Raw genomic sequence first — 23,536 nt, 5'->3', positions numbered from 1 at the left:
GACAGCGTGTGGGGCGGGCACGACATGATTGACAGAGCGGGGAACCGGCCGTAGCCCGCATCATGGAGGTCGGCCGACGAACGACAGGAGTGAGGTACCGGTGGACCCGCTCGATCGCATCGACGAACTGATCGCCCTGGTGGAGCAGGCCCGCTCCGTCCCGATGTCGCGGAACAACTGCATGGTCGACCGGGGCGAGATGATCGCCGCCCTGGACGAGATGCGCGCGGAACTCCCCGCCGACCTGCGCCGGGCCGCCGCGCTCCTGGACGAGCGGGACAAGATCATGGAGGCCGGCAAGCGCGAGGCGGACCGGATCATCAGCGAGGGTGAGGCAGAACACGCCCGCCTCGTCTCGGTGAACGAGATCACCGTCTCCGCCGAGCACGAGGGCGCCCGGATCATCGCCGAGGCCCGCGCCGAGGCGCAGCGCCTGCGTGAGGAGGTCGACGACTACGTCGACACGGCGCTGGCCAACTTCGAGCAGTTCCTCACCCGGGCCCTCGCCTCGATAGAGCGTGGGCGCGACAAGATGCACGCGCTCCGGGAGATCGGCACCTTCGGTGGGGATGAGGCCGAACGCCCGCTACCCTTCTGAGCGGCACCTCACCAGCCGACATTCTCGGGCGGGCGTCGCCCCCGGTTCGACGGTCCGGCGGTCGCCCAGGTAACCTTTTTTGTCGGCCTCTCACCGGCCGGAGTCTGACTATGCCCAAGCACTCGCCATCGACACTCGACCCCAGGTCGCCGCTGGTCCTCGACACGAGGGACCTGCCGCGCCGCCCTGGTGCGTTGCGTGAGGTCCAGCGGGTCGTGCCGGCACCGGCGGACCTCGGTGTGGAGTTGATCGGCGTGCCGGAGGGCGCGGACCTCAACCTCGATCTGAGGTTGCAGTCGGTGTCCGAGGGTGTGCTCGTCTCCGGGACCATCACCGGTCCTATCCGGGGCGAGTGCGGGCGCTGCCTACGCGAGATCAACGAATCGATGGCCGTGACGATCCAGGAGCTGTACGCGTACGAGAACAGCACCACGGACGCCACGACCGACGAGGACGAGGTGGGCCGGATGCAGGGCGATCTGATCGACCTGGAGCCGGCGCTGCGGGACGCGTTGGTGCTCACGCTGCCGACCAACCCGCTCTGCCGGGAGGACTGCCCAGGACTGTGCCCCGAATGCGGGGCGCACTGGGACGATCTGCCGGCCGACCACAGTCACCAGCAGATCGACCCGCGTTGGGCGGGCCTGTCGCAACTGACCCGTACAGAGGAGTAAGAACCGTGGCCGTCCCGAAGCGCAAGATGTCGCGCAGCAACACCCGGTCCCGCCGGGCGAACTGGAAGGCGACCGTGGTCGCGACCGTCGCGTGCCCGCAGTGCAAGTCCCCGAAGCTGCCGCACGCCGCCTGCTCCGTCTGCGGCACCTACAACGGCCGCCAGGTTCTCGAGGTCTGACCTGGACGCCGAGTGACGCCCCCGACCCCAGGTCGGGCGGCGCGCGCACCCTGGCATTCGCCCGGTGCCCCGGCTCCCTCCGACGCCCGCCGGCCCAACCCGGTCGGCGTTCCAGTGGAGCCGGGCACCGCGCGGATCGCCGTTGACCTCCTCGGCGGGGACGATGCTCCCGCCGTCGTGGTTGACGGCGCTCTGCGAGCTGTGCGCGCCGACCCGGACCTGCACCTGCTGCTCGTCGGCCCGACCGAGGTCGCCGACGAGCTGATCGCTGCCCTTGATCCCGCCCAACGGGCCCGGATCACGGTCCGGCCGGTCCGCGATGTCGTGGGCATGGCCGACCATCCCAGTGCCGCCCGCGCCGAGAGCACCGTGCGGGCCGCGGTCACCGCCGTGCGCGACGGGACCGCCGACGCCCTCGTCTCGGCCGGCTCCACCGGCGCCACCGTCACCGCTGCCGTCCTCGGCCTCGGCCGCTGGCCGGAGATCCGCCAGCCCGCCCTGGTCGCCACCCTGCCCGCGGTCGCCGGTCCGGTCGTCCTGCTCGACGTCGGCGGCTCGCTGGAGCCCCGCCCCGCCACCCTCGCCCGACACGCCGTGATGGGCGCCGCGTACGCCGCGGTGGCCCACTCGGTCGCCGAGCCCCGGGTCGGCCTGCTCTCGGTCGGCACCGAGGCCGGCAAGGGCGACCGGGTCCGCCGGGCCACCGACCCGCTGCTGGCCGTCGAGCCGCTGCCCGGTGGGGCGCGCTACGTCGGCCTCGTCGAGGGGTACGACGTGGCGCTCGGCGCGCGCGCCGATGTGGTGGTCACCGACGGCTTCACCGGTAACGTGCTGCTCAAGGCCATCGAGGGCGCGTACGCCATGGCCGGCGGTCCACCTGTCGGGGGCGGCGCCCCCCGCGCCGCCGCACTGCTGGGCGTGGCGGGAACGGTGGTCGTCTGCCACGGTTCCGCTCGCGCCGACGATGTCGCCTCCGGCATCGCCCTCGCCGCCCACCTGTGGCGGCGGCGCGCCACCGACCTGGTCTCCGCCCTGCTCGACGGCGACGTCGCGACGGAGAACACCGACCGCTCCACCGACACCGAGGTACGCACATGAGCAACGACAAGCGGCGGCGGGCGTCCGTCGGTCATCTGGAAGCCGCGTTCGGCGTGAGTCTGGAACCGGAGCTGCTGCAACGCGCGCTGACCCACCGCTCGTACGCGTACGAGAACGGCGGTCTGCCCACCAACGAGCGGCTGGAGTTCCTCGGCGACTCGGTGCTCGGCGTGGTGATCACCACGGCGCTCTTCCACAACCACCCGGACCTGCCCGAGGGGCAGCTCGCCAAGCTGCGCGCCAGCGTGGTCAACATGCGGGCGCTCGCCGACGTGGCCCGTGGACTGGGCCCGGACGGCCTCGGCGCGTACCTGCTGCTCGGCAAGGGCGAGGAGACCACCGGCGGCCGGGACAAGGCGAGCATCCTCGCCGACACCCTGGAGGCCCTGCTCGGGGCGATCTACCTGCAGTACGGGCTGGACACCGCGGGGATCGTCATCCACCGGCTCTTCGACCCGCTGATGGCCGAGTCGGCCGGGCGGGGCGCCGCGCTGGACTGGAAGACCAGCCTCCAGGAGTTGACGGCGGCGCTCGGGCTCGGGGTGCCGGAGTACCGGATCGAGGGCACCGGCCCGGACCACCTCAAGACGTTCACCGCGTGGGTGGTGGTGGCCGGCAACCGGTACGGCGGCGCCGAGGGGCGCAGCAAGAAGGAGGCCGAGCAGCGGGCCGCGGAGGCGGCCTGGCGGACCCTCGCCGACCAGAACGACCAGGACGGTTCGAACGGCCAGGACGGTCGGGCCGACCAGGACGGCTCGGCCGATCGGGAGTCGGTGGGGCCGCTGGAGCGGGCGGAGCGGGCGGCCCGCACCGAGCAGGCCGACCACCTGGCGCAGGTGATGCCGGCCGACGTCGCGGCACAGGAGCCGTCGACCAGCGGCGCGGCCCAGACTTCGGTCGGTGCTACCGAGGACCACGAGGCGGGATCACGGCGTGCCTGAGCTGCCCGAGGTGGAGACCGTCCGGCTGGGGCTGGCCCAGTGGGTCACCGGCCGCCGGATCGACTCGGTGGAGGTGCGCCACCCGCGTGCGGTCCGCCGGCACGTCCCCGGTGGCGCCCACTTCGCCGACGTGCTCGCCGGCCGTACGGTGCTGGACGTCCGACGGCGCGGCAAGTACCTGTGGCTCCCCCTGGACAGCGGCGACGCGGTCATCGGGCACCTGGGCATGTCCGGGCAGCTGCTGCTCCAGCCGCCCGGCACCCCGGACGAGACGCACCTGCGGGTGCGGTTCCGGTTCGCCGACGACGGCCCGGAGTTGCGTTTCGTCGACCAGCGCACGTTCGGCGGGCTGTCGGTCAGCGAGGGTGGCGCGGAGCTGCCCGCGGAGATCGCGCACATCGCCCGCGACCCGATGGACCCGGAGTTCTCCGACGCGGCGTTCGTCGCCGCGCTGCGCCGGCGACGCACCGAGGTGAAACGGGCACTGCTCGACCAGACCCTGATCTCCGGGGTGGGCAACATCTACGCCGACGAGGCGCTCTGGCGCGCCCGGCTGCACGGTGCCCGACCCACCGACGCGTTGACCGGCCCGGCCGCGCAGCGCCTGCTCGGTCATGTCCGGGACGTGCTCGCCGAGGCGATCAAGGAGGGCGGCACCAGCTTCGACGCCCTCTACGTGAACGTCAACGGTGAGAGCGGCTACTTCGACCGGGAGCTGAACGTCTACGGGCGCGAGGGTGAGCCGTGCCGGCGGTGTGGCACACCGATCCGCCGCGAGGCGTTCATGAACCGATCCTCGTACAGCTGCCCGCGCTGCCAGCCGCGGCCCCGGGGTTCCCTTCGGGGTTGACCCGGAGCCGGCTCCGGGTCGGTACCGGCGGGTCGCGGCCGGACGCTCCGGGGTGCACCCCCCAGCCCGCCCGAATCGCCGGTCCACGCCCGCCGACCGACCCGCCGGCACGGTGGACCGGTTCCGGGACGGGCCAGGGCCGATCCCCGATGTGACCGCCTCGTCACGTCCCTAACGTCAGCACCGTTGACAGGGGGTTGACGGGACAGGGGGACGCGAGATGGGCAGCAGACCGGTGACAGTGCGGATGGCGCGGTGGAGCGCCGAGCACCCGTGGCGGGCCATCGCACTGTGGGTCGTGTTCGTGGCGGTGTGCTTCGTCGGTGGCAACGCCGCCGGTCTCAACGAGGCCACCAGCGGCGACCAGGCGATCGGCGAGGCGGGACGGGCCGGCCTCATCGTGGACTCCGGCGCCTTCGCCGACCCGGCCGTGGACAACGTCCTCATCACCTCCCGGGGCGGTGCGCTGGACCAGGCGGCGGCGAAGGCCGCCGCCGACGACGCGACGGCCCGGCTGCGCTCGGTCACCGGGGTCGCCGAGGTCGGTCAGCCCGTCTCCGCCCGGGACGGTTCGGCGCTGCTGCTGCCGATCACCATGTCCGGCGACCCGGAGACGGCGTCGGACCGGGTGCAGCCGCTGCGTGACGCGACCGCAGCCGTGCAGGGCGCGCATCCGCAGGTACGCGTCGAACAGGTCGGCGGGCCGTCGATCGGCCAAGCCCTCGACGACACCCTGGGCAAGGACTTCAAACGTGCCGAGCTGCTCAGCCTGCCGGTCACCCTGGCCATCCTGATCATCGCGTTCGGCGCGCTCATCGCGGCGAGCGTGCCGGTGCTGCTGGCGCTCTCCTCGGTCGCCGCCGCGATGGGTCTGTCCACCCTCGCCTCCCACCTGGTGCCGGCCACCGACACCACGTCCCCGGTGATCCTGCTGATCGGCATGGCGGTCGGGGTCGACTACTCGCTGTTCTACATCCGTCGGGAGCGTGAGGAACGCGCCAAGGGCCGGTCCGGCCTGGACGCCGTGGAGATCGCCGCGGAGACCTCCGGGCACGCCGTCGTGGTCTCCGGCTTCGCCGTGATCATCGCGATGGCCGGGCTGCTGCTCGCCGGCGACGTCGTCTTCTCGTCCCTCGCCGTCGGTTCGATCCTGGTGGTCGCCGTCGCGGTCACCGGGTCGCTGACGGTGCTGCCCGCCCTGCTGGCCAGGCTCGGCCGCTGGGTCGACCGGCCCCGGGTGCCGCTGCTCTGGCGGTTGACCGCCCCGCGTACCGGCCGGCACGGGCAGCCCCGCGCGCCCCGGCTCTGGCCCGCCGTGCTCCGGCCCGCGCTACGCGCGCCGGTCGCGACCCTGGTGATCTCGGTCGGGCTACTGCTCGCGCTGGCCGCGCCGGCGCTCGGCATGAAGCTGAAGTTCCCCGGCATGGAGGACCTGCCGCGCACCACGCCGGCCATGCAGGCGTACGACCGGCTCACCGCCGCCTTCCCGAGCACCGGCACCGACCACGTGGTGGCCGTCCGGGCGCCCGCCGAGCAGGCCGACCGGGTCCGCGCCGCGCTCACCGACCTGGCCGGCCGGGCCGCCGGTGACCCGCTGTTCGCCCCGACCGAGACGGACGGCCCGAAGATCCAGGTGTCGGCCGACCGGCGGGTGTCGGTGCTGGACGTCGCCACCCCGTACTCCAGTCGGGACGACCGGTCGGTGCGGTCGCTGGAGAGGCTGCGCGCGGACCTGGTCCCGGCCGAACTGCGCAGCATCCCCGGCATCGAGTACGCGGTCGGCGGCAGCGTGGCCGACAGCGAGGACTACGCGGCGCACGTCCGGAGCACGTTGCCGCTGGTGATGGGCTTCGTGCTGGTGCTCACCTTCCTGGTCATGGTGCTCACCTTCCGATCGGTGGTGGTGGCGGCCAGCTCGATCGTGCTGAACCTGCTGTCCGCCGGAGCCGCGTACGGGCTGCTGGTGCTGGTCTTCCAGGGTGACTGGGCCGAGGGGCTGCTCGGCTTCACCTCGATGGGCGCCATCGTGTCCTGGCTGCCGCTGTTCCTCTTCGTGGTGCTCTTCGGACTCTCGATGGACTACCACGTGTTCGTGGTCAGCCGGATCCGCGAGGGGGTCCGGGCCGGCATGCCCAACCGCGACGCGATCTCGTACGGGATCACCTCGTCGGCCGGCGTGGTGACCAGCGCGGCGATCGTGATGGTCGGCGTGTTCTCGATCTTCGCCACGTTGAGCACGATCGACATGAAGCAGCTCGGCATCGGCCTCGCGGCGGCCATCCTGCTGGACGCCACGATCATCCGGGGAGTGGTGCTGCCGGCGCTGATGACCATGCTGGGCGACGCCAACTGGTGGGCACCACGCTTCCTGCGCGAGCGTCCGGCATCCGCCCCCGCCGACCCGCCGGCCCCCGCCCCGGAGTTGGTGCCGGTGCCCTGAACGAGGTGCTGACGGCCGGGCCGCGACCGCGGCCCGGTCGGCCCTCTCAGGGCAGCGGGCAGGGCGCCCGCCAGGCGTCCAGCGTGCGTTCCTTGCGGATCGAGGCGAAGCCGTAGCCGATGGTCGTGACGCAGAAGTCGTCGGTCGAGCCGGTGTACTCGACGTGGAAGACGGGCTTGCCCGCGTCGGCGAACGGCAGCAGCTTGGCGCACTGGGCCAGCCGGACGCACTCCTCGTTGACCGCGAAGTCGAAGTCGGGCGCGAGCGCGGCGAGCTGCGGCACGTCGTTGACCAGGCCGGGGGAGAGGCTCAGTTTCCGGGCCAGCTCGGCCAGCCGGCGGTTGAACAGCAGCTGGTCGTCGAAGTCGAGGGGAAAGCCGGTGCGCGACGCGTACCCGTCGGCGTCGGCGAACGCCACCGCGCCGAAGCCCTTGCCCCGGCAGAGCCGGAACCGGTCGGCCAGGACCGGCTCCAGCGCGTCCCACGCCCGGACGTCCAACCACCGGCTGCCGGCCCGACGCCCGGCCGAGCCCTGCACGGCGTCCGGGAGGCGGCTGGCGTCCGGGTCGGTCGCGCGGGCCGACCCGACGTACACCTGGCAGATGAGCCGGCGGTTGCGGGAGCGCAGCTCGGCGGTCTGTGCGGCGGTGGTGTCCACCGGGTCGAGCAGGAAGACGTCCGCGTCCACCGCCGGGTCGAGGGGGCCACTGAGCTGCCACTGCCACTGCCACTGGCGGGACTGGTCGGACGGCCACGCGGTGGGCGCGCCGGGCGGGGTCAGCTCGGCGCGGCAGCCGTACGCCGGCACCACCAGGACCGCCGCGAGGCCGGCGGCCAAGACGCGGCGCAGTGGGCGCGTCGCGGCGCGACGCCGCGGCCGGATCCGCATCGGCAGCTCCCGGGTCGCGGGCGGCCCGTCGCCGCCCTCGGCCGGTACGCCGGCCCCACACTCGGCCCGACGTACCTCACCGGGTCAAACGAGCGCGGGGGCGCGGACGACGCGCGGTCAGCGCGGCGCCGCGAAGACCTGCGTCCAGTACGGGCCGTTGCTGCTGGCGATGCCGACGCCGATCTCGGTGAACGCGCAGTTCAGGATGTTCGCCCGGTGACCGGAGCTGTTCATCCAGGCGTCCATCACGGCGGCCGGGGTCTTCTGGTTCCAGGCCACGTTCTCGCCGTAGGTGCGCCACGCGTAACCGACGCGGTCCAGCCGGACGCCGGCGTTGCTGCCGTCGCTGCCGGTGTGCGACATGTTCTGGTGGTCGGCCTGGTCCTGGCTGTGCTTCTGGGCGGCGGTCATCAGCTTGTCGTCGATGCTCAGCGCCTTGCAGCCGGCCTTGGCCCGCTCGGCGTTGACCAGGTCCACCACCTCGCGCGCCTGGCTGCTCACGGTGCCGCTGGAGCCGCCGGAGCCGTTGGCGGTGCTCGGCGCGCTGCTGCGCGGGGCGCTGCGCCGCGACGCCGCGGTGGTCCGCGACGACGCCGGGGTGGGCTGCACGGTCTTGCTGGGCGACGGGCTCGGCTGGGCCGCCGTGGGCGTGCCGCTCGGGGAGGGCGCGGCGAGCGTGTCCAGGGTCGGCTGGTCGGTCGGCGCCGCCGACGCGGCGTACGTGTCGTCGACGGCCGTCGGGTCGCCGGCCGGGTCGTCACCGGGCATCGCGAGCGCCCCGACGCCGAAGCTCACCACGAGGGTGGCCGCCGCGGCGGCACCGCCGATCATCAGCGGTCGACGCCAGCTGCGCGGGGAACGGTGCCGGCCCTGGCCGGACCGCTCGGTGGTGGCATCGGCGCGCCAGCCGTCGGTCGTCCCCGTGTCGGCGCGCCAGTCGCCGGTGGTGTCGGCGCTGCCGTGCCAGCCGGCGGTCGGGTCGTCGGCCGGTTGGTGGGCCGTCCAGGCGGGGGTGTGCGCGTCCTGCGGCCCGGCGGGGACGTCCGGTTCGTGGTTCCAGCGGGCGGTGGGCTGCTCGCGCTGCCACTCGTCGCCGGGCCGGTCCGGGTCGTCGCCGAACAGGTACGCCGAGCGGGGTTCCGGGCGGTCGGTCAGCCAGTCCGGCTCGTCTGTCTGCCGCTCGGCGCGCCGGGGTGCGCCGTTCGGGTCCATCGGGTCGGTCCAGCCGTACACGCCTCTGCCTCCACGGGGTCGGTTGTTGGCCGGGGTGACGCTACGACTCGCCCGCGACCTGCGGCAACGTGGCTAAGGAAGAGTTAAGGGGAAGTCGGACGCCAAGGTGCTGACTTCCCCGGATCCGGGCGTACAGTAAAGGCGTCCGGACAGAGAGTGTCCGTGCCGAGAAGGCAGCCCCCCGACAAGTGGACAGGTCGACGTGGAGATGATCTACGGCCTGCGAGAACTTGACGAAGGAGGGGTTTGCGGCTCAATATATAGGTGTCGCCAGTCGCGCCCGGTCATGCCCAGATACAGCCTGGAATGACAGCCGCGTACAAATGGGCGCGCGTTGGCCGGCCTTTCCGGCAGCGCATATCAAGGAGTCAGCATGGCGAAGGCCCTCTACGGCCACGTAGGTGCAGCGCCCGACCGGCGTCTGCTCGACGAGGTCACCCGACTGCGTGCCAGGGTTCAGGCACTGGAGTTCGAGATCACGCGTCTGCGTGCCGACAATGATCGGCTCGCGGCGGCTGCGGCGGAGGCGGACGACCTGCTCCGTCTGGCCGAACCGGCGTTGACCTGATCTTCGGGTCGGAAAACTGAATCGCACCATCGCAGAAAAGCGCGCCGACACGTCACGTGCCGGCGCGCAACGCTGTCCGGCTCTGTTTCGCGGCCGACGATTTCTGATCTTGCACTGGGTCGCATCGGAAACGCGTCGGCACTTTCCGAGAAACGGGCCGACCGACAATCCGATCATGAAAGAGGCTTGCCTTTCCGCGTGACCGTCGGAACGCATCCCGTGCCCTCGACCGACGCCCTCCGGGGCGGGTCGCGTGCCGGCCCACTCGCGCCACCGGGTTAGTCTGCGGGTTCACCCAGGTCCGCGCAGCCGGCGACGGTACGGCGGCCACCGGACGAGGATCGAGAAGGTGTATCTCAAGAGCCTGACGGTGAAGGGCTTCAAGTCCTTCGCCTCCGCCACGACGTTGAAGCTGGAGCCCGGGATCACCTGCGTGGTGGGCCCGAACGGCTCCGGCAAGTCCAACGTCGTCGACGCCATCGCCTGGGTGCTCGGCGAGCAGGGCGCCAAGGCGCTGCGCGGCGGCAAGATGGAGGACGTCATCTTCGCCGGCACCGCCGGCCGCGCGCCGCTGGGCCGCGCCGAGGTCACCCTCACCATCGACAACACCGACGGCGCGCTGCCCATCGAGTACACCGAGGTCTCCATCACCCGCCGGATGTTCCGCTCCGGCGAGAGCGAGTACGAGATCAACGGAAACTCGTGCCGGCTGCTCGACATCCAGGAGCTGCTGTCCGACTCCGGCATCGGCCGGGAGATGCACATCATCGTCGGTCAGGGCCGCCTTGACGGCATGCTGCACGCCAAGCCGGAGGACCGCCGCTCGTTCATCGAGGAGGCGGCCGGCGTCCTCAAGCACCGCAAGCGCAAGGAAAAGGCGCTGCGCAAGCTCGACGCGATGCAGACCAACCTCAACCGGCTCACCGACCTCACCGCGGAGCTGCGCCGCCAGCTCAAGCCCTTGGGCCGGCAGGCGGAGGTGGCCCGCCGGGCGGCCGCCATCCAGGCGAACCTGCGCGACGCCCGCCTGCGACTGCTCGCCGACGACCTGGCGACCCTGCGGACCACCCTGGACCGGGAGATCGCCGACGAGACCGCGCTGCGGGAGCGGCGCGAGCAGATCGAGGGTGAACACGTCGAGGTGCAGGGCCGGCTCGGTGAGCTGGAGGCGGCCCTCGCCGAGGACGCCCCGCTGCTCGCCGCCGCCCAGGACACCTGGTACAAGCTGTCCGCGCTGCAGGAACGCTTCCGCTCCATCGAGCAGTTGGCCCGGGAGCGGCTGCGGCACCTCAGCGCCAGCGGCGACGACGAGCGGCCCGGCCGCGACCCGGAGCAGCTGGAGGCCGAGGCGGAGCGGGTCCGCGAGCAGGAGGAGGACCTGCGCGCGGCGCTCACCGACGACCAGATCCGGCTGGCCGAGGCGGTGGAGCACCGCCAGGAGCTGGAACGGCAGCTCGCCGCCGCCGAACGGGAACTGGTCGCCGCCGCCAAGGCCATCGCCGACCGGCGCGAGGGGATGGCCCGGCTCACCGGCCAGGTCAACTCGGCCCGGGCGCGGACCACCAGCGCCGGCGAGGAGATCGAACGGCTCGCCGTCGCGCACGCCGACGCGTTGACCCGTGCCGAGCAGGCGCAGGCCGACCTGGACGCGGTGGCCGCACAGTCCACCGAGGCGGACCGGGACAACGCCGACCTGGACGCGCGGCACGCCGAGGCCGTCGCCGAGCAGGAACGGGCGCAGGCAGGCGTCCGATCGCTGGCCGACGCCGAGCGGGCGGCGGAGAAGGACGCCGCCACCTGGAAGGCCCGCGAGGAGGCACTCGCCCTGGGCCTGCGCCGCAAGGACGGGGCGGGCGCGCTGCTCGCCCGCGCCGGCGACGTACCCGGCCTGCTCGGCAGCCTCGCCGGGCTGCTCACCGTCGCTCCGGGCAACGAGGCCGCGCTGGCCGCCGCGCTCGGCGGCCTCGCCGACGCGGTCGCCGTCAGCGGGGTGGACGAGGCCGTCGAGGCGATGCGGCTACTGAAGATCTCCGACGCCGGCCGGGCCGGTCTGCTGGTCGGCAGCCCGGCCGGGCCCGGCATGACCGGCTCCGCCGACGCGCTGCGTCCGAAGCTGCCCGACGGCGCCCGCTGGGCACCCGACCTCGTGGAGTGCTCGGCCGAGTTGCGTCCGGCCGTGCACCGGGCGTTGCGCGACGTGGCACTCGTCGACGATCTGGCCGCCGCGGCGGAGCTGGTCGCCGGGAACCCCGAGCTGCGCGCGGTCACCCCCGACGGTGACGTGGTCGGGGCGTACGCGGCGGCCGGCGGGTCGGCCAAGGCGCCCAGCTACATCGAGGTGCAGGCGGCCGTCGAGGAGGCCCGCACCAACCGCCTGGCCGCCGAGCGGGCCGGCGCGGACCTGCGCGACCAGCTCGTCGAGGCGCGCGCCGAGGTGGCCGCCGCCAAGGAGACCGTGCAGCACGCCGCCGCCGAGACGCGCGAGGCCGAGAGCCACCGCAACGCCGCTGCCCGCCGGCTCGCCGAGTTGGGCGCGGCGGCCCGATCGGCGAAGGCCGAGACCGACCGGCTCGGCGAGTCCCGCTCCCGCGCCGAGGCGGCCCGGCAACGGGACCTCAGCACGCTCGACGAGCTGGAGGAGCGGCTGCGGCTGGCCGAGGAGACCCCGGTCGATGCCGAGCCCTCCACCGAGGAACGGGACCAGCTCGCCGCCATGGTGCCGCAGGCCCGGCAGAACGAGATGGAGGTCCGGCTCGCCGTGCGTACCGCCGAGGAGCGTGTCTCCTCGATCGCCGGCCGGGCCGACTCGCTGGCCCGGCAGGCCACCGCCGAGCGGGCCGCGCGCGAGCGCGCCGCGGCCCGGCGGGCGGCGCGCACCCGGGGTGCGGGCATCGCCCGGGCCGTCGCGGGCGGCGCCCGGGAGGCCCTCACCCGGCTCACCACGTCGATCGCGGCGGCCGAGGAGCACCGCGACGCGGTCGCCCGGGAACGCGCCGGCCGCGAGGCCGAGCTTCAGGAGGTACGCGGGGCAGCCAAGCGACTCGGCGCGGAGCTGGAGCGGCTGACCAGCCAGGTACACCGCGACGAGGTGGCCCGTGCCGAGCAGCGCCTGCGCATCGAGCAGCTGGAGGCGAAGGCCGCCGAGGACTTCGGGCTGGACGTGGAGACGCTGGTCGCCGAGTACGGCCCCAACCAGCTGGTCCCGCCCACCCAGGTCGACGTCGCGGCGGCCGAACGCGACGGGCTGCCGGTGCCCGAGCCGGTCCGCTACGAGCGGCCGGTGCAGGAGAAGCGGGCCGCCAAGGCCGAACGTGAACTGGCCCTGCTCGGCAAGGTGAACCCGCTCGCGTTGGAGGAGTTCGCCGCGCTGGAGGAGCGCTTCAAGTTCCTCTCCGAGCAGTTGGAAGACCTGAAGGCCACCCGGCGGGACCTGCTCACCGTCGTCAAGGACGTCGACGAGCGGATCCTGGAGGTGTTCGCCAGCGCGTTCGCCGACACCGCCCGGGAGTTCGAGCAGGTGTTCACCGTGCTGTTCCCCGGCGGCGAGGGCCGGCTGATCCTCACCGACCCCGACGACCTGCTCACCACCGGCGTCGAGGTGGAGGCCCGACCGCCGGGCAAGAGGATCAAGCGGCTGTCGCTGCTCTCCGGCGGCGAGCGGTCGCTGACCGCGGTGGCCATGCTGGTGGCGATCTTCCGCGCCCGACCCAGCCCGTTCTACATCATGGACGAGGTGGAGGCGGCCCTGGACGACGTGAACCTGGGCCGGCTGATCACGTTGCTGGCACAGTTGCGGGAGAAGAGTCAGCTGATCGTCATCACGCACCAGAAGCGGACGATGGAGATCGCTGACGCGCTCTACGGGGTGACCATGCGCAGCGGGGTCACCCAGGTGATCAGCCAACGGCTCAACCGGGCCGACGAGGACGACCAGCGGCGCGGCCGCGGCGAGGAGAACGGGTAATGGCTCGGGAACGCGCGACGGCGCTCCTGCTGGATCTGGACGGCGTCCTGCGCCGGTTCGACCCGGCAGTCGCCGCCGGGGTGGAGCGGGAGTACGGCCTCGCCGACGGGGTGCTCACCGAGATCGCCATGCAGTGGGGCCGGCTCCAGCCGGTGCTCACCGGCCAGGTCAGCCACGCCGACTGGGTGAGCAGCGTGGCCGACGCCCTCGCTGAGCCGGCGGGCGGCCCGGACCGGGCCCGGGCGGCGGTCGAGCAGTGGCAGCGCTACCGGGGCGAGGTGGACACCGAGGTGCTCGACTTCGTCCGGGAGGTACGTGCCGCCGGGATCAGGGTCGGCCTGGCCACCAACGCCACCGACCTGCTCGACGCCGACCTGGCCGCACTCGGCCTCGCCGACGAGGTGGACGTGGTGGTCAACTCCTCGACGCTGGGGGTGCACAAGCCGGCCCCGGAGTACTTCCAGGCCGCCTGCCAGGCGCTGGCCACCCCGCCGGCGCGGGTGCTCTTCGTCGACGACGAGGACTGGGCCGTGCGGGGCGCCCGCTCCGCAGGCCTGTCGGCGCACCGCTGGGGCGGCCACGCCGACCTGCGCTACCTGCGGGCCGCCCTCAGCTACTGAGCGCCGGTCAGTCGCCGGTGACGCCGTCGACGCGTTCCCGGATCAGGTCGGCGTGGCCGTTGTGTCGGGCGTACTCCTCGATCATGTGCACGTACACCCAGCGCAGGCTGAAGGTGCGGGCGGCGCCGTCGCCGCGGGTCAGCGTGAACGTCTCGTCCAGGGATCGCCCCTCGGTCGCCGCGCGGGCCGCGTCGACCTCGGCCCGGAAGGTGGCGAAGGCGGCCTCCGCGTCCGCCTCGGCCGCGGCGTGGAATTCGGCGTCGTTGTCGGTGTCGTAGTCGAAGAGGTCGGGCAGGTCCTGGCCGGCGAAGCGCTGGCGGAACCAGGACCGCTCGACCTCGGTCATGTGCAGGACGAGCCCGAGAAGGCTCAGGTCGGACGGCTCGACGCTCGCCGTCCGCAGTTGCTCGGCGGTCAGGCCGGCGCACTTGTGCAGCAGGGTGTCGCGGTGGTAGTCGAGCCAGCCCTCCAGCATCGCGCGCTCGTCGGCGACCAGGGGCTCGTCTCTGCGGTCGATCTCAGGTGCTCTCCACGTCGTCATCGGGCCATCCTGCGACCCGGGTACGACAAACGCGACCGAGATTCTTGTCAGGGCACCACCACGACGGGCCAGCGGCCGGTGCGGACCAGGCGGGTCGCCACCGAGCCGACCAGCCGGTGACCGGCCTGCTCGGAGGCGCCCACCACCACCATGTCGGCCTGGAACTCGTCGGCCGCCGCGCACAACTCGCCGTACGCGTCGCCGCGCCGGACCAGCAGGGTCACCGGAATGCCCCACTGCTCGGCCCCACGGCGGCACTCCCGACGCAGCTCGTCGGCCAACTCGTCGTGGGTGCGCTGGACCGCGCCGGCGTCCATCCCGGGCACCAGGGCGGTGAGCCCGCTCGCCGAACTGACGAAGACGACCACCAGGGCGGCTCCCTGCCGGCGAGCCATCCCGGCGGCGTAGGAGCCGGCCCGCTCGGAGGTACGGGTGCCGTCCACGCCCACCATGATCACCCGCGGGCCGTCCGTGCCGCGTTCGAAGGGCAGCGGGCGGGTCCGGGGGCCGTACTCCTCGCGGTCCGGTGCTCCCACGCTCATCGCTCTACCTCACCTCTGCTCGCCGGTACGGACGACGGCTGCTCCGGCACCGGCTGCGAGGGTCGATTCCCGCTCGACCTCGTCGGAAACCGGGTTGCCGTTGTGCTGGCGCAGCGGCACCTCCTTGATGAAGGTCACCGCGATCAGGGCGAGCAGCGCGAAGGGAGCGGCGGCCAGGAAGATGTCACCGGCGCCGTGGCCGTACGCGCTCTCCACCACGACCCGCAGCGGGCCGGGCAGGGTGTGCACGTCGGGCAGGGTGCCGCCGCTGCCGGAGCTGGACGCCGGGATGCCGAGCTGGGCCAGCCCGTCGGCGGTGTAGTCCTTGACCTTGTGGGCCAGCACCGCGCCGAGGGCGGATACGCCGATCGCGCCGCCCAGGCTGCGGAAGAACGCCACCACCGAACTGGCCGCGCCGAGCTCGTGCGGGCCGACGGTGTTCTGCACGGCGAGGACGAGGTTCTGCATGGTCAGGCCCAGGCCGACGCCGATCAGCACCATGTAGACGCTGAGCAGGGTGAAGCTGGTGTCCGCGCGCAGCGTGCCCATGAGGGCGAAGCCGATGGTGAGCAGCACCGAGCCGGCCACGAGGAACCGCTTCCAACGGCCGGTCCTGGTGATGATCCGTCCGCCCACCGTCGAGGCGACGAGCAGGCCGAGGATCATCGGCAGGGTCATGAGGCCGGACATGGTCGGGGTCTGGCCGCGGCTGATCTGGAAGTACTGGCCGAGGAAGATCGACGCGCCGAACATGCCGACACCGACCGCGATGCTGGCGACGACGGCGAGGCTGATGGTGCGGTTGCGGAACAGTCGCGGTGGGATCATCGGCTCGGCGGCCCGGGTCTCCACCCGGATCGCCAGCGCGCCGAGGACCAGCGCGCCGAGCACCATGACGGCGGTCTGCCAGGACGCCCAGGCGAACTGGTCGCCGGCGAGCGAGACCCAGATCAGCAGCACCGAGACGGCCGCGGTGATCAGGGTGGCACCCCACCAGTCGATCTCCGCCTTACGCTTGATCACGGGCAGGTGCAGCGTCTTCTGCAACACGATCAGCGTGACGATGGCGAACGGCACGCCGACGTAGAAGCACCAGCGCCAGCCGAGCCAGGAGGTGTCCACGATCACGCCGCCGATCAGCGGGCCGCCGATGGTGCCGACGGCCATCACGGCACCGAGGTAGCCGCTGTAGCGACCCCGCTCGCGCGGGGCGATCATCGTGGCCATGATCACCTGGGCCAGTGCGGTGAGGCCGCCCGCGCCGATGCCCTGGACCACCCGGCAGGCGATCAGCTCACCGGTGCCCTGCGCGAGGCCGGCCAGCACCGAGCCCAGGACATAGATCCCCAGGGCGAGCTGGACCAGGGTCTTCTTGCTGGTCAGGTCGGCGAGCTTGCCCCAGATGGGGGTGGTCGCGGTGGTCGCGAGCAGGGCCGAGGTGACCACCCAGGTGTACGCGGACTGGCCGCCGTGCAGTTCGGTGATGATCCGCGGCAGCGCGTTCGAGATGACCGTGGAGGAGAGGATCGCGACGAACAGGCCCAGCAGCAGGCCGGAGAGTGCCTCCAGGATCTGCCGGTGGGTCATGGTGACGGCGGTCGCCTGGGTGGGCGCTGTCGCCTGGGTCATCGTTGTTGCCTCCGAGCGGAGTCGAGGTGGAACGGCGGTTGACCTGGTACGCGTGGGCCGCCTGGGAGTTGCCCGAAGCAACCGTATGCCTTGGTTGCCTGAAGCAACAACTTGTTGGACCGGCGCCGTATTCCCCGCCGCGCGGCGCTACTGCCAGGAGTCGTTGAACCGACCCAACAGCCGGGCGAACTCCTCGACATCCCGCTCCGGCCAGCCGTCCAGGGCCCGCAGGAACTCCCCCAGCCGCGCGGCGCGGGCCACGTCGAACCGGTGCTGCCCCTCCTCGGTGAGACTGATCTGCGCGGCCCGCCGGTCGCTCGGGTCGGGGTCGCGGTGGACCAGCCCGAGCACCTCCAGCGCGTTGATCTGCCGGCTCAGCGTGCCCTTGCCCACGCCGAGCCGCGCCGCCAACTCGGTCAACCGGATCGACCCACTACGCCGCAACCAGAGCAGCAGCCCGTAGGTGTTCGGTTCGAGGTTCGGGTGCACCTCGCGGGCGATCTCCCAGGAGACCGCCCGGCCACGACGCAGCAGAGCGGTCAACTCGTGCTCGACCGCCCGGATCGGCTCCGGCAGGTGCTCATCCACGGCCTAGAGACTACGGCGCGGTCGACCCGCCGCCGCCCGAGAGTCGGCGTCGCATCACCGGGCGTAGCAGACCGTCCTTCGTGGTGCCCTCGATGGTCACGTCAGCACCCCGCCCCTGATGGGTCAGCGTGGCGACCGCGTTGCCGAAGTAGGGGCCGGCCAGCTTGCGCCAGCGCACCCCCGGGCGGCGGACACCCGCCGAGCGGGCCAACGCCCGGGTCGCCCCGGCCGGCCCGGCCGACCAGCCCAGCCGCATCAGCGGACGGATGCCGGCCGGCACCTGGTTGTGGATCGGCGAGCAGGTGAGCTGGTGTACGGGAGTGACCACCGCCGGGTCGGCGAACCGGGCCCGCGCCACGTACGAGTGGTGCACGTCCCCGGAGAGCACGCTGATCGACGCCGGCGGGGCGTACGCCGGACCGGCGCCCACCCGTGCGCCGGACTCCCTCGGGGTGCCGGTGCCGATCCGGGCGAACGTCTCCGCCATCGCCTCGAAGGAGCGCCGGAACGCGGCCCAGTGCTCCAGGTCCAGTGCGCGGCGCAGCTTCTCCGCCCCGCGCGCCACCCACGGCCGGCGCGAGTCCGCCAACTTCTCGTTCCATGCCTCGATGTGGTGGATGCCCTGCGGCAGCAGCCACGGCAGCGAAGCCCCGACCACCAGGTGGTCGTAGACCCCGTGCGCCTGGTCGAGGAACCAGGACCACTCACCCGGCGGCAGCATCGCCCGGCTGCCCGCGTCGAGCACCCGGCTGCACCGGTTGTCCAGCATGACCAGCCGGGTGCGTCCCAGGTCCAGTGCGTAACTCCACTGGTACTGCACGGCGCGCCAACGCTCCGTGTCGTGCGCCAGGTCGGACTCCTGATCCACCCGGTGCCCGAACTCGCGCAGCACGCCGGTCGCGTCCTCGGCGGCGGCGACCTTCGCGAAGACCGGGTCGGCGGCGATCTCGTCGGGGGACAGGTTGCCCAGATGCTGGTAGACCCAGTACGAGGCCAGCCCGCTGCCGATCCGCTCCGGCCACCACGGCTGCTCGCGCATCTCGGCACGCCACGCCGCCGAGGTGTTCCAGTCGTCGATGATCTCGTGATCGTCGAAGATCATCACGCTCGGCACGGTGGACAGCAGCCAGCGGATCTCCGGATCGCGCCACGACTCCAGGTAGAGCTTGGTGTACTCGTCGAAGCTCACCACCTGGTCGGCCGGGGCACCCTTGGGCCGCCGCCGGCGCCGGCGCAGCAGCCGGCGCACCGTGGGCGAGGTGACGTCGGCGTAGACCTGGTCACCGAGCAGCACCAGCAGGTCGGGCAGCGGGTTGGACTCCGGGTCGGCCATCAACCGCCGGGCGTACGCGTCGAGCGCGTCCGGCGGCAGCTTGCGGGTGGTGGCGTGCTGGGTGGTCTCCCGGCACGAGCCGAAGATCAGATTGACCGGCTGGTCCCGGTCGTCGGCGGCCCGGGTGCGGATCACGCTCGGCGGGAAGCCGCTGCTCGGCACCGGCCAGACCACCTCGTCGTCGACCAGCACCTCGTAGGTGGTCGCGCTGTCCGGGGTGAGCCCCTCCACCACGACCAACGCGTAGTGGTGGTCGTACGCCGAGAAGGTGGGTGCGGTGCCGGTGGCCCCGTCGGCGGTGCGGACGGTGACCACGGCGGGCGCCGCCGTCTCCACCCAGATCGTCGCCCGGGTGTCCACCACTCGCCGCAGGAGTGGGCCGATGAGAAGGTGTGCGGCGGGCATGCGGCCGAGCCTACCGCCGGTTCCCCGCACCGGCCGCGTGCGGTGGCTGAGACCCCGGGCGCCGCCCGGCCGGCGGTTGGCTGAGACCCCGGGCGCCGCCCGGCCGGCGGTTGGCTGAGACCCCGGGCGTCGCCCGGCCGGCGGTCGGCTGCGATCCCGGGCATCGCTCGGGGTGCGGTGGCTGGGACGCCGCCGCCGGCATCTGACAGGATTCCGGCATGGCCGAATATCTCGTCCTCGCTCTGGTCCTGCTCGGTGTGCTGATCGCCGGCACAGTCGGGCTGGTCGTGCCGCGTCTGCGGCGGCGGCCCGAGCCTCCGCTGCCACGCACCGAGGTCGACACCCGGGCCGAAGAGGATCTCGCCGGCCCACCGGTCGAGGCACCCGAGTCCGATCTGTCCACCGGTGTCCTGGTCGAACCGCCGCCGGTGCTCGAGGCGCCCGCGCCGACCGTGGAGGTGCCCGAGCCGACCGCCGGGCGGCTCGTCCGGCTCCGCTCGCGGCTGTCCCGCTCGCAGAACGTCTTCGGCAAGGGCCTGCTCGGCCTGCTCGCCCGCGACCACCTCGACGAGGACGTCTGGGAGGAGATCGAGGACAGCCTGATCACCGCCGACGTCGGCGTCGACGCCACCCGCGACATCGTCGACCGGCTCCGCGAGCGGACCCGGGTGCTGGGCACCCGCTCGGCCTCCGAGCTGCGCGCGCTGCTCGCCGCCGAGCTGGTCAACGCGCTCGACCCGACCCTGGACCGCTCGCTGCGGACCGCCCCGAAGGACGGCGTCCCCGCGGTGGTCCTGGTCGTCGGCGTCAACGGTGCCGGCAAGACCACCACCTGCGGCAAGATCGCCCGGGTGCTGGTGGCCGACGGCCGCACCGTACTGCTCGGCGCCGCCGACACCTTCCGGGCCGCCGCCGCCGACCAGCTGGAGACCTGGGGATCGCGCGTCGGCGCGGAGACCGTCCGTGGCCCGGAGGCCGCCGACCCGGCCAGCGTCGCGTTCGACGCGGTCAAGCGCGGCATCGACACCGGCGTGGACACCGTGCTCATCGACACCGCCGGCCGCCTGCAGAACAAGGTCGGCCTGATGGACGAGCTGGGCAAGGTCAAGCGCGTGGTGGAGAAGCAGGGTCCGATCGACGAGACACTGCTCATCCTCGACGCCACCACCGGGCAGAACGGCCTGGAGCAGGCGCGGGTCTTCACCGAGGTGGTCAACGTGACCGGCGTGGTGCTGACCAAGCTCGACGGCACCGCCAAGGGCGGCATCGTGATCGCCGTGCAGCGCAAGCTCGGCATCCCGGTGAAGCTCGTCGGCCTCGGCGAAGGCAAGGACGATCTGGCCCCGTTCGACCCCGCGCAGTTCGTTGACGCGTTGCTGGGGACCGAGGCCACCGGACGGGACGCGTAGTCTCGGGTGACCACTGACGATCGCGCGTACGCGGGCTGGCGTGACCCCGGCCACCCCTCGCAGCGCCTCGGGAGACCGTACGTGACTTCGCAGGAGATCCCGCTGCACGGCGGCAACGTGAGCACCGTCGTCCGCGTGGGGGACACGGTCCGTCGCAACGCCGGACCGTGGACCCCGTCCGTGCACGCCCTGCTGCGTCACCTGGAGTACGTCGGGTTCACCGGGGCGCCCCGGGCGCTCGGTATGGACGAGCGCAACCGCGAGGTGCTGTCGTACCTGGAGGGGGAGTGCGGGGAGTACCCGCTCGCCCCGCACTGGGTGACCGACGAGGCGCTGGTGACCGTCGCCACCATGCTGCGGATGTTCCACGACGCCCAGTACGGCTTCACGCCGCCGCCGGGAGCGGTCTGGCGCTCGTTCGGGCCGCCGCCGCCGGACACCGAGGTGATCTGCCACCACGACGCCGCGCCGCACAACGTGATCTGGCGTCCGGACGGCACGCTGGGGCTGATCGACTTCGACCTCGCGTCGCCCGGCGCCCGGATCTACGACGTGGCGTACGCGGCCTGGACGTGGGTGCCGATCTTCGCGGACCGGGATTCGATCACGCTGGGCTGGAAGCGTCCGGACCGGCCGCGCCGGTTGCGCCTCTTCGCCGACGCGTACGGGCTGATCCCTCGGGACCGGCACCGGCTGATCCGGACCATCCGCAAGCGGATCGTGGACCACGTCGAGGGGATCCGCCGGATGGCCGCGGCCGGTGAGCCGGCGTTCGTCCGGATCGTGCACAAGGGGCACCTGCGCCGGCCGATGCGCGACCTGCGGCTGCTCGACTACGAGCGGCACGCCCTGGAGAACGCCCTCCGCTGAGCGGTGACCGGTCGATGCTCGGGCGGTCCCGGCAAGCGGGCCGGCCGATGGGCCTGGCCGGTCAGCCATCGACGCCCGCCGTCCGGGCGATCCACCACCGTCCATGCCGCGTACTGTGCGGACTTCGTGACACGTACGAAACAACCCGTCACCAAACGGAAACCAGCACGGGACCCTGGGTGAAACAGCCGGCCGCGAAGCTTCCGCGCAACCGGCCTACGGGCGACGCTGCCCCGGAAAGCCGCGAAGGAGGACTTCACCTTTAGGAGGCCAGCGTGCCTGAAGCACCGACGATCGACGGCGCCAATACCACATGGCTGCTGGTTTCGACCGCGCTCGTGCTGCTCATGACCCCCGGACTGGCGCTGTTCTACGGCGGCCTCAACCGGGCCAAGGGCGTACTCAACATGATGATGATGAGCTTCTCCGCCATCGGGCTCATCTCTATTCTGTGGTGGTTCTACGGCTTCAGCGTCGCCTTCGGGACCGACGTGAACGGCTTCTGGGGCGACCCGGGCGCATACCTCGGCACCAAGACCTTCCTCGCCGAGACCGACCTGTGGGGTGCCACGGCGGAGAACCCCAGCGGCATCGGGATTCCGCTCTACGTGTTCATGGCCTTCCAGATGGTCTTCGCGGTGATCACCGTCGCGCTGATCAGCGGTGCCATCGCCGACCGGGCCAAGTTCGCCGGTTGGCTGCTCTTCGCGTTCGGCTGGGCCACCCTGGTCTACTTCCCGGTCGCGCACTGGGTGTGGGGCGGCGGCATCATCGGCGCCGACATCCACGCACTGGACTTCGCCGGTGGCACCGCGGTGCACATCAACGCCGGTGCGGCGGCCCTGGCCGTGGCTCTGGTGCTCGGCAAGCGACTCGGCTGGCCACGTGAGGGCATGAAGCCGCACAACATCCCGCTCGTCGCGCTCGGTGCCGGTCTGCTGTGGTTCGGGTGGTTCGGGTTCAACGCCGGCTCGGAGCTGACCGTCGACTCGGTCGCCGGTCTCGCCTTCATCAACACGCAGCTCGCCACGGCGGCGGCGGTGCTCGGCTGGATCGCGGTCGAGTGGATCAAGGACCGTAAGCCGACGATGGTCGGTGCCTCGTCCGGCGCCATCGCCGGCCTGGTCGCCATCACCCCGGCCTGTGGCTTCATCGCCCCGTGGGCGTCCGTCCTGCTCGGCATCATCGCCGGTGCGGTCTGCGCGCTCGCCGTCAGCCTCAAGTACCGGCTCGGCTACGACGACTCCCTCGACGTGGTCGGCGTGCACTTCGTCGGCGGCTGGATCGGGTCGCTCTGGCTCGGTCTCTTCGCCACCAACTCGGTCAACGCCGCGATCTCCGACGTGGTGGGCGCCTCGGACGGCCTCTTCTACGGCGGCGGCGCGACCCAGCTCGGGCGGCAGGCCCTCGCCGGCCTGATCGTCACCGCGTGGTCGTTCGGCATCGCCTGGGTGCTCGCCTTCGTCATCGAGAAGACCATCGGCTTCCGCGTCAAGGGCGAGGCCGAGGTCGAGGGCATCGACATCGCCGAGCACGCCGAGAGCAGCTACGACCTGTCCCCGGCGGGCGGCGGCACGGGCAGCGCGTTCGCGATGGCCGGCATCGGCACCCCCGGTGGCGGCACCACGAGCGCCGCCAAGCCGGAGGCGGAGCCCGCCGAGCCGGTCAGCGAAAAGGTCGCCGGTTAACGTTCCTGGGATGGAGGGGTTGGACATGAAGCTGGTGACCGCGGTCATCAAGCCGTACCAACTGGACGCGGTGAAGGAGGCCCTGCACGCCCTCGGGGTGGCCGGGCTGACCGTCAGCGAGGTGCAGGGGTACGGGCGGCAGAAGGGGCACACCGAGGTCTACCGGGGTGCCGAGTACACGGTCGAGTTCCTGCCCAAGATCCGGGTCGAGGTGCTCACCGACGAGATCGACGTGGACAAGGTGGTGGACGCCATCGTCGGCGCCGCCCGTACGGGCAAGATCGGCGACGGCAAGGTCTGGGTCACCGGTGTCGAGGAGGTCGTCCGGGTGCGTACCGGCGAGCGCGGCCTCGACGCTCTCTGATCCGGCCACGACCGACATGACCTCGTTGATCAAGGGGAACGCGTCCGGGCACACCGGTGACGGTGACGCGAACCTCTTGATCAACGAGGTCGTCGGCGTACGCGGGGGGATCG

Annotated in this window: 20 protein-coding genes and 1 pseudogene; 14 read left to right on the top strand and 7 right to left on the bottom strand. The window is 72.5% G+C overall.

Features of this window, described 5'->3' with window-relative positions:
• Positions 1–100 precede the first annotated feature (100 nt).
• The 7 genes and pseudogenes from F8271_RS17455 (at position 101) to F8271_RS17425 (ending at position 6,780) form a co-directional block, all read left to right on the top strand.
• Positions 101–598: a hypothetical protein gene (locus F8271_RS17455; protein WP_151490827.1), complete on the top strand. Its 498-nt coding sequence runs from the start codon at positions 101–103 to the stop codon at positions 596–598.
• A gap of 110 nt (positions 599–708) precedes the next feature.
• Entirely contained in the window at positions 709–1,272 is a 564-nt protein-coding gene (locus F8271_RS17450) for a DUF177 domain-containing protein (protein WP_151490826.1), read from the top strand.
• A gap of 5 nt (positions 1,273–1,277) precedes the next feature.
• Entirely contained in the window at positions 1,278–1,451 is a 174-nt protein-coding gene (gene rpmF / locus F8271_RS17445) for a 50S ribosomal protein L32 (RefSeq protein ID WP_030335284.1), read from the top strand.
• A gap of 114 nt (positions 1,452–1,565) precedes the next feature.
• Entirely contained in the window at positions 1,566–2,549 is a 984-nt protein-coding gene (locus F8271_RS17440; protein ID WP_151490825.1) for a phosphate acyltransferase PlsX, read from the top strand.
• Positions 2,546–3,292 (top strand): annotated as a pseudogene (gene rnc, locus F8271_RS17435) (ribonuclease III); the annotation flags it as partial. The gene F8271_RS17440 and the pseudogene rnc, both read left to right, overlap by 4 nt.
• A 190-nt stretch (positions 3,293–3,482) precedes the next feature.
• The gene (gene mutM / locus F8271_RS17430; protein ID WP_151490824.1) at positions 3,483–4,340 is read left to right on the top strand and encodes a bifunctional DNA-formamidopyrimidine glycosylase/DNA-(apurinic or apyrimidinic site) lyase; all 858 of its coding nucleotides are present in this window, start codon (positions 3,483–3,485) and stop codon (positions 4,338–4,340) included.
• 220 nt (positions 4,341–4,560) lie between these two features.
• A complete protein-coding gene (locus tag F8271_RS17425; protein ID WP_151490823.1) occupies positions 4,561–6,780 on the top strand; it encodes an MMPL family transporter in 2,220 nt (739 codons plus the stop codon).
• 46 nt (positions 6,781–6,826) lie between these two features.
• Here F8271_RS17425 and F8271_RS17420 read toward each other — a convergent pair whose 3' ends face one another.
• Positions 6,827–7,669: an endo alpha-1,4 polygalactosaminidase gene (locus F8271_RS17420; RefSeq protein WP_151490822.1), complete on the bottom strand. Its 843-nt coding sequence runs from the start codon at positions 7,667–7,669 to the stop codon at positions 6,827–6,829.
• Between the two features lie 117 nt (positions 7,670–7,786).
• Positions 7,787–8,902: a CAP domain-containing protein gene (locus F8271_RS17415; RefSeq protein ID WP_151490821.1), complete on the bottom strand. Its 1,116-nt coding sequence runs from the start codon at positions 8,900–8,902 to the stop codon at positions 7,787–7,789.
• Positions 8,903–9,275: 373 nt separating this feature from the next.
• Between F8271_RS17415 and F8271_RS17410 the strand changes: the two genes are divergently transcribed.
• The 3 genes from F8271_RS17410 (at position 9,276) to F8271_RS17400 (ending at position 14,054) form a co-directional block, all read left to right on the top strand.
• A complete protein-coding gene (locus F8271_RS17410) occupies positions 9,276–9,470 on the top strand; it encodes a hypothetical protein (RefSeq protein ID WP_007456482.1) in 195 nt (64 codons plus the stop codon).
• Between the two features lie 349 nt (positions 9,471–9,819).
• Complete coding sequence (gene smc, locus F8271_RS17405) at positions 9,820–13,434, top strand: chromosome segregation protein SMC (protein ID WP_151490820.1); 3,615 nt, start codon at positions 9,820–9,822, stop codon at positions 13,432–13,434.
• Positions 13,434–14,054: an HAD-IA family hydrolase gene (locus tag F8271_RS17400; RefSeq protein ID WP_151490819.1), complete on the top strand. Its 621-nt coding sequence runs from the start codon at positions 13,434–13,436 to the stop codon at positions 14,052–14,054. The genes smc and F8271_RS17400 overlap by 1 nt, the downstream gene beginning before the upstream one ends.
• Before the next feature lie 7 nt (positions 14,055–14,061).
• Here the strand turns inward: F8271_RS17400 and F8271_RS17395 are convergent, their stop codons facing one another.
• The 5 genes from F8271_RS17395 to F8271_RS17375 form a co-directional block, all read right to left on the bottom strand.
• Positions 14,062–14,595 (bottom strand): DinB family protein, encoded by a 534-nt coding sequence (locus F8271_RS17395; protein WP_151490818.1) that lies wholly within the window; start codon positions 14,593–14,595, stop codon positions 14,062–14,064.
• A 47-nt stretch (positions 14,596–14,642) separates the two neighbouring features.
• Positions 14,643–15,137, bottom strand: coding sequence for a universal stress protein (locus F8271_RS17390; protein ID WP_192580335.1), 495 nt, complete (start codon positions 15,135–15,137; stop codon positions 14,643–14,645).
• A 9-nt stretch (positions 15,138–15,146) separates the two neighbouring features.
• The gene (locus F8271_RS17385; protein WP_151490817.1) at positions 15,147–16,766 is read right to left on the bottom strand and encodes an MDR family MFS transporter; all 1,620 of its coding nucleotides are present in this window, start codon (positions 16,764–16,766) and stop codon (positions 15,147–15,149) included.
• A 147-nt stretch (positions 16,767–16,913) separates the two neighbouring features.
• A complete protein-coding gene (locus F8271_RS17380) occupies positions 16,914–17,354 on the bottom strand; it encodes a MarR family winged helix-turn-helix transcriptional regulator (RefSeq protein WP_225854595.1) in 441 nt (146 codons plus the stop codon).
• A 10-nt stretch (positions 17,355–17,364) separates the two neighbouring features.
• Complete coding sequence (locus F8271_RS17375) at positions 17,365–19,092, bottom strand: alkaline phosphatase D family protein (protein ID WP_151490816.1); 1,728 nt, start codon at positions 19,090–19,092, stop codon at positions 17,365–17,367.
• Between the two features lie 218 nt (positions 19,093–19,310).
• Here F8271_RS17375 and ftsY point away from each other — a divergent pair, with 218 nt between their 5' ends.
• From ftsY to F8271_RS17355, 4 genes are all read left to right on the top strand, one after another.
• A complete protein-coding gene (gene ftsY, locus F8271_RS17370) occupies positions 19,311–20,501 on the top strand; it encodes a signal recognition particle-docking protein FtsY (RefSeq protein ID WP_151490815.1) in 1,191 nt (396 codons plus the stop codon).
• Positions 20,502–20,507: 6 nt separating this feature from the next.
• A complete protein-coding gene (locus F8271_RS17365) occupies positions 20,508–21,371 on the top strand; it encodes an aminoglycoside phosphotransferase family protein (RefSeq protein ID WP_192580334.1) in 864 nt (287 codons plus the stop codon).
• Between the two features lie 275 nt (positions 21,372–21,646).
• A complete protein-coding gene (locus F8271_RS17360; protein WP_151490814.1) occupies positions 21,647–23,059 on the top strand; it encodes an ammonium transporter in 1,413 nt (470 codons plus the stop codon).
• Positions 23,060–23,084: 25 nt separating this feature from the next.
• On the top strand, positions 23,085–23,423 hold the full coding sequence (locus F8271_RS17355; protein WP_172862163.1) for a P-II family nitrogen regulator: 339 nt from the start codon (positions 23,085–23,087) through the stop codon (positions 23,421–23,423).
• The last annotated feature ends 113 nt before the right edge of the window (positions 23,424–23,536 follow it).

Origin of the sequence: Micromonospora sp. ALFpr18c, from assembly GCF_008868155.1 — a bacterium.
In the GTDB taxonomy this organism is placed as follows: Bacteria; Actinomycetota; Actinomycetes; order Mycobacteriales; family Micromonosporaceae; genus Micromonospora.
Note: the sequence above shows the minus strand (reverse complement) of the source record. Positions and strands in the feature narration are given on the sequence as shown.

What these genes read in the sequence shown, in the direction of transcription:
- F8271_RS17450 (WP_151490826.1), top strand. Translation starts at nt 709, where the DNA reads ATGCCCAAGCACTCGCCATCGACACTCGACCCCAGGTCGCCGCTGGTC.
- F8271_RS17425 (WP_151490823.1), top strand. Translation starts at nt 4,561, where the DNA reads ATGGGCAGCAGACCGGTGACAGTGCGGATGGCGCGGTGGAGCGCCGAG.
- F8271_RS17420 (WP_151490822.1), bottom strand. Translation starts at nt 7,669, where the DNA reads ATGCGGATCCGGCCGCGGCGTCGCGCCGCGACGCGCCCACTGCGCCGC.
- F8271_RS17410 (WP_007456482.1), top strand. Translation starts at nt 9,276, where the DNA reads ATGGCGAAGGCCCTCTACGGCCACGTAGGTGCAGCGCCCGACCGGCGT.
- F8271_RS17400 (WP_151490819.1), top strand. Translation starts at nt 13,434, where the DNA reads ATGGCTCGGGAACGCGCGACGGCGCTCCTGCTGGATCTGGACGGCGTC.
- F8271_RS17395 (WP_151490818.1), bottom strand. Translation starts at nt 14,595, where the DNA reads ATGACGACGTGGAGAGCACCTGAGATCGACCGCAGAGACGAGCCCCTG.
- F8271_RS17390 (WP_192580335.1), bottom strand. Translation starts at nt 15,137, where the DNA reads ATGAGCGTGGGAGCACCGGACCGCGAGGAGTACGGCCCCCGGACCCGC.
- F8271_RS17385 (WP_151490817.1), bottom strand. Translation starts at nt 16,766, where the DNA reads ATGACCCAGGCGACAGCGCCCACCCAGGCGACCGCCGTCACCATGACC.
- F8271_RS17375 (WP_151490816.1), bottom strand. Translation starts at nt 19,092, where the DNA reads ATGCCCGCCGCACACCTTCTCATCGGCCCACTCCTGCGGCGAGTGGTG.
- ftsY (WP_151490815.1), top strand. Translation starts at nt 19,311, where the DNA reads ATGGCCGAATATCTCGTCCTCGCTCTGGTCCTGCTCGGTGTGCTGATC.
- F8271_RS17355 (WP_172862163.1), top strand. Translation starts at nt 23,085, where the DNA reads ATGAAGCTGGTGACCGCGGTCATCAAGCCGTACCAACTGGACGCGGTG.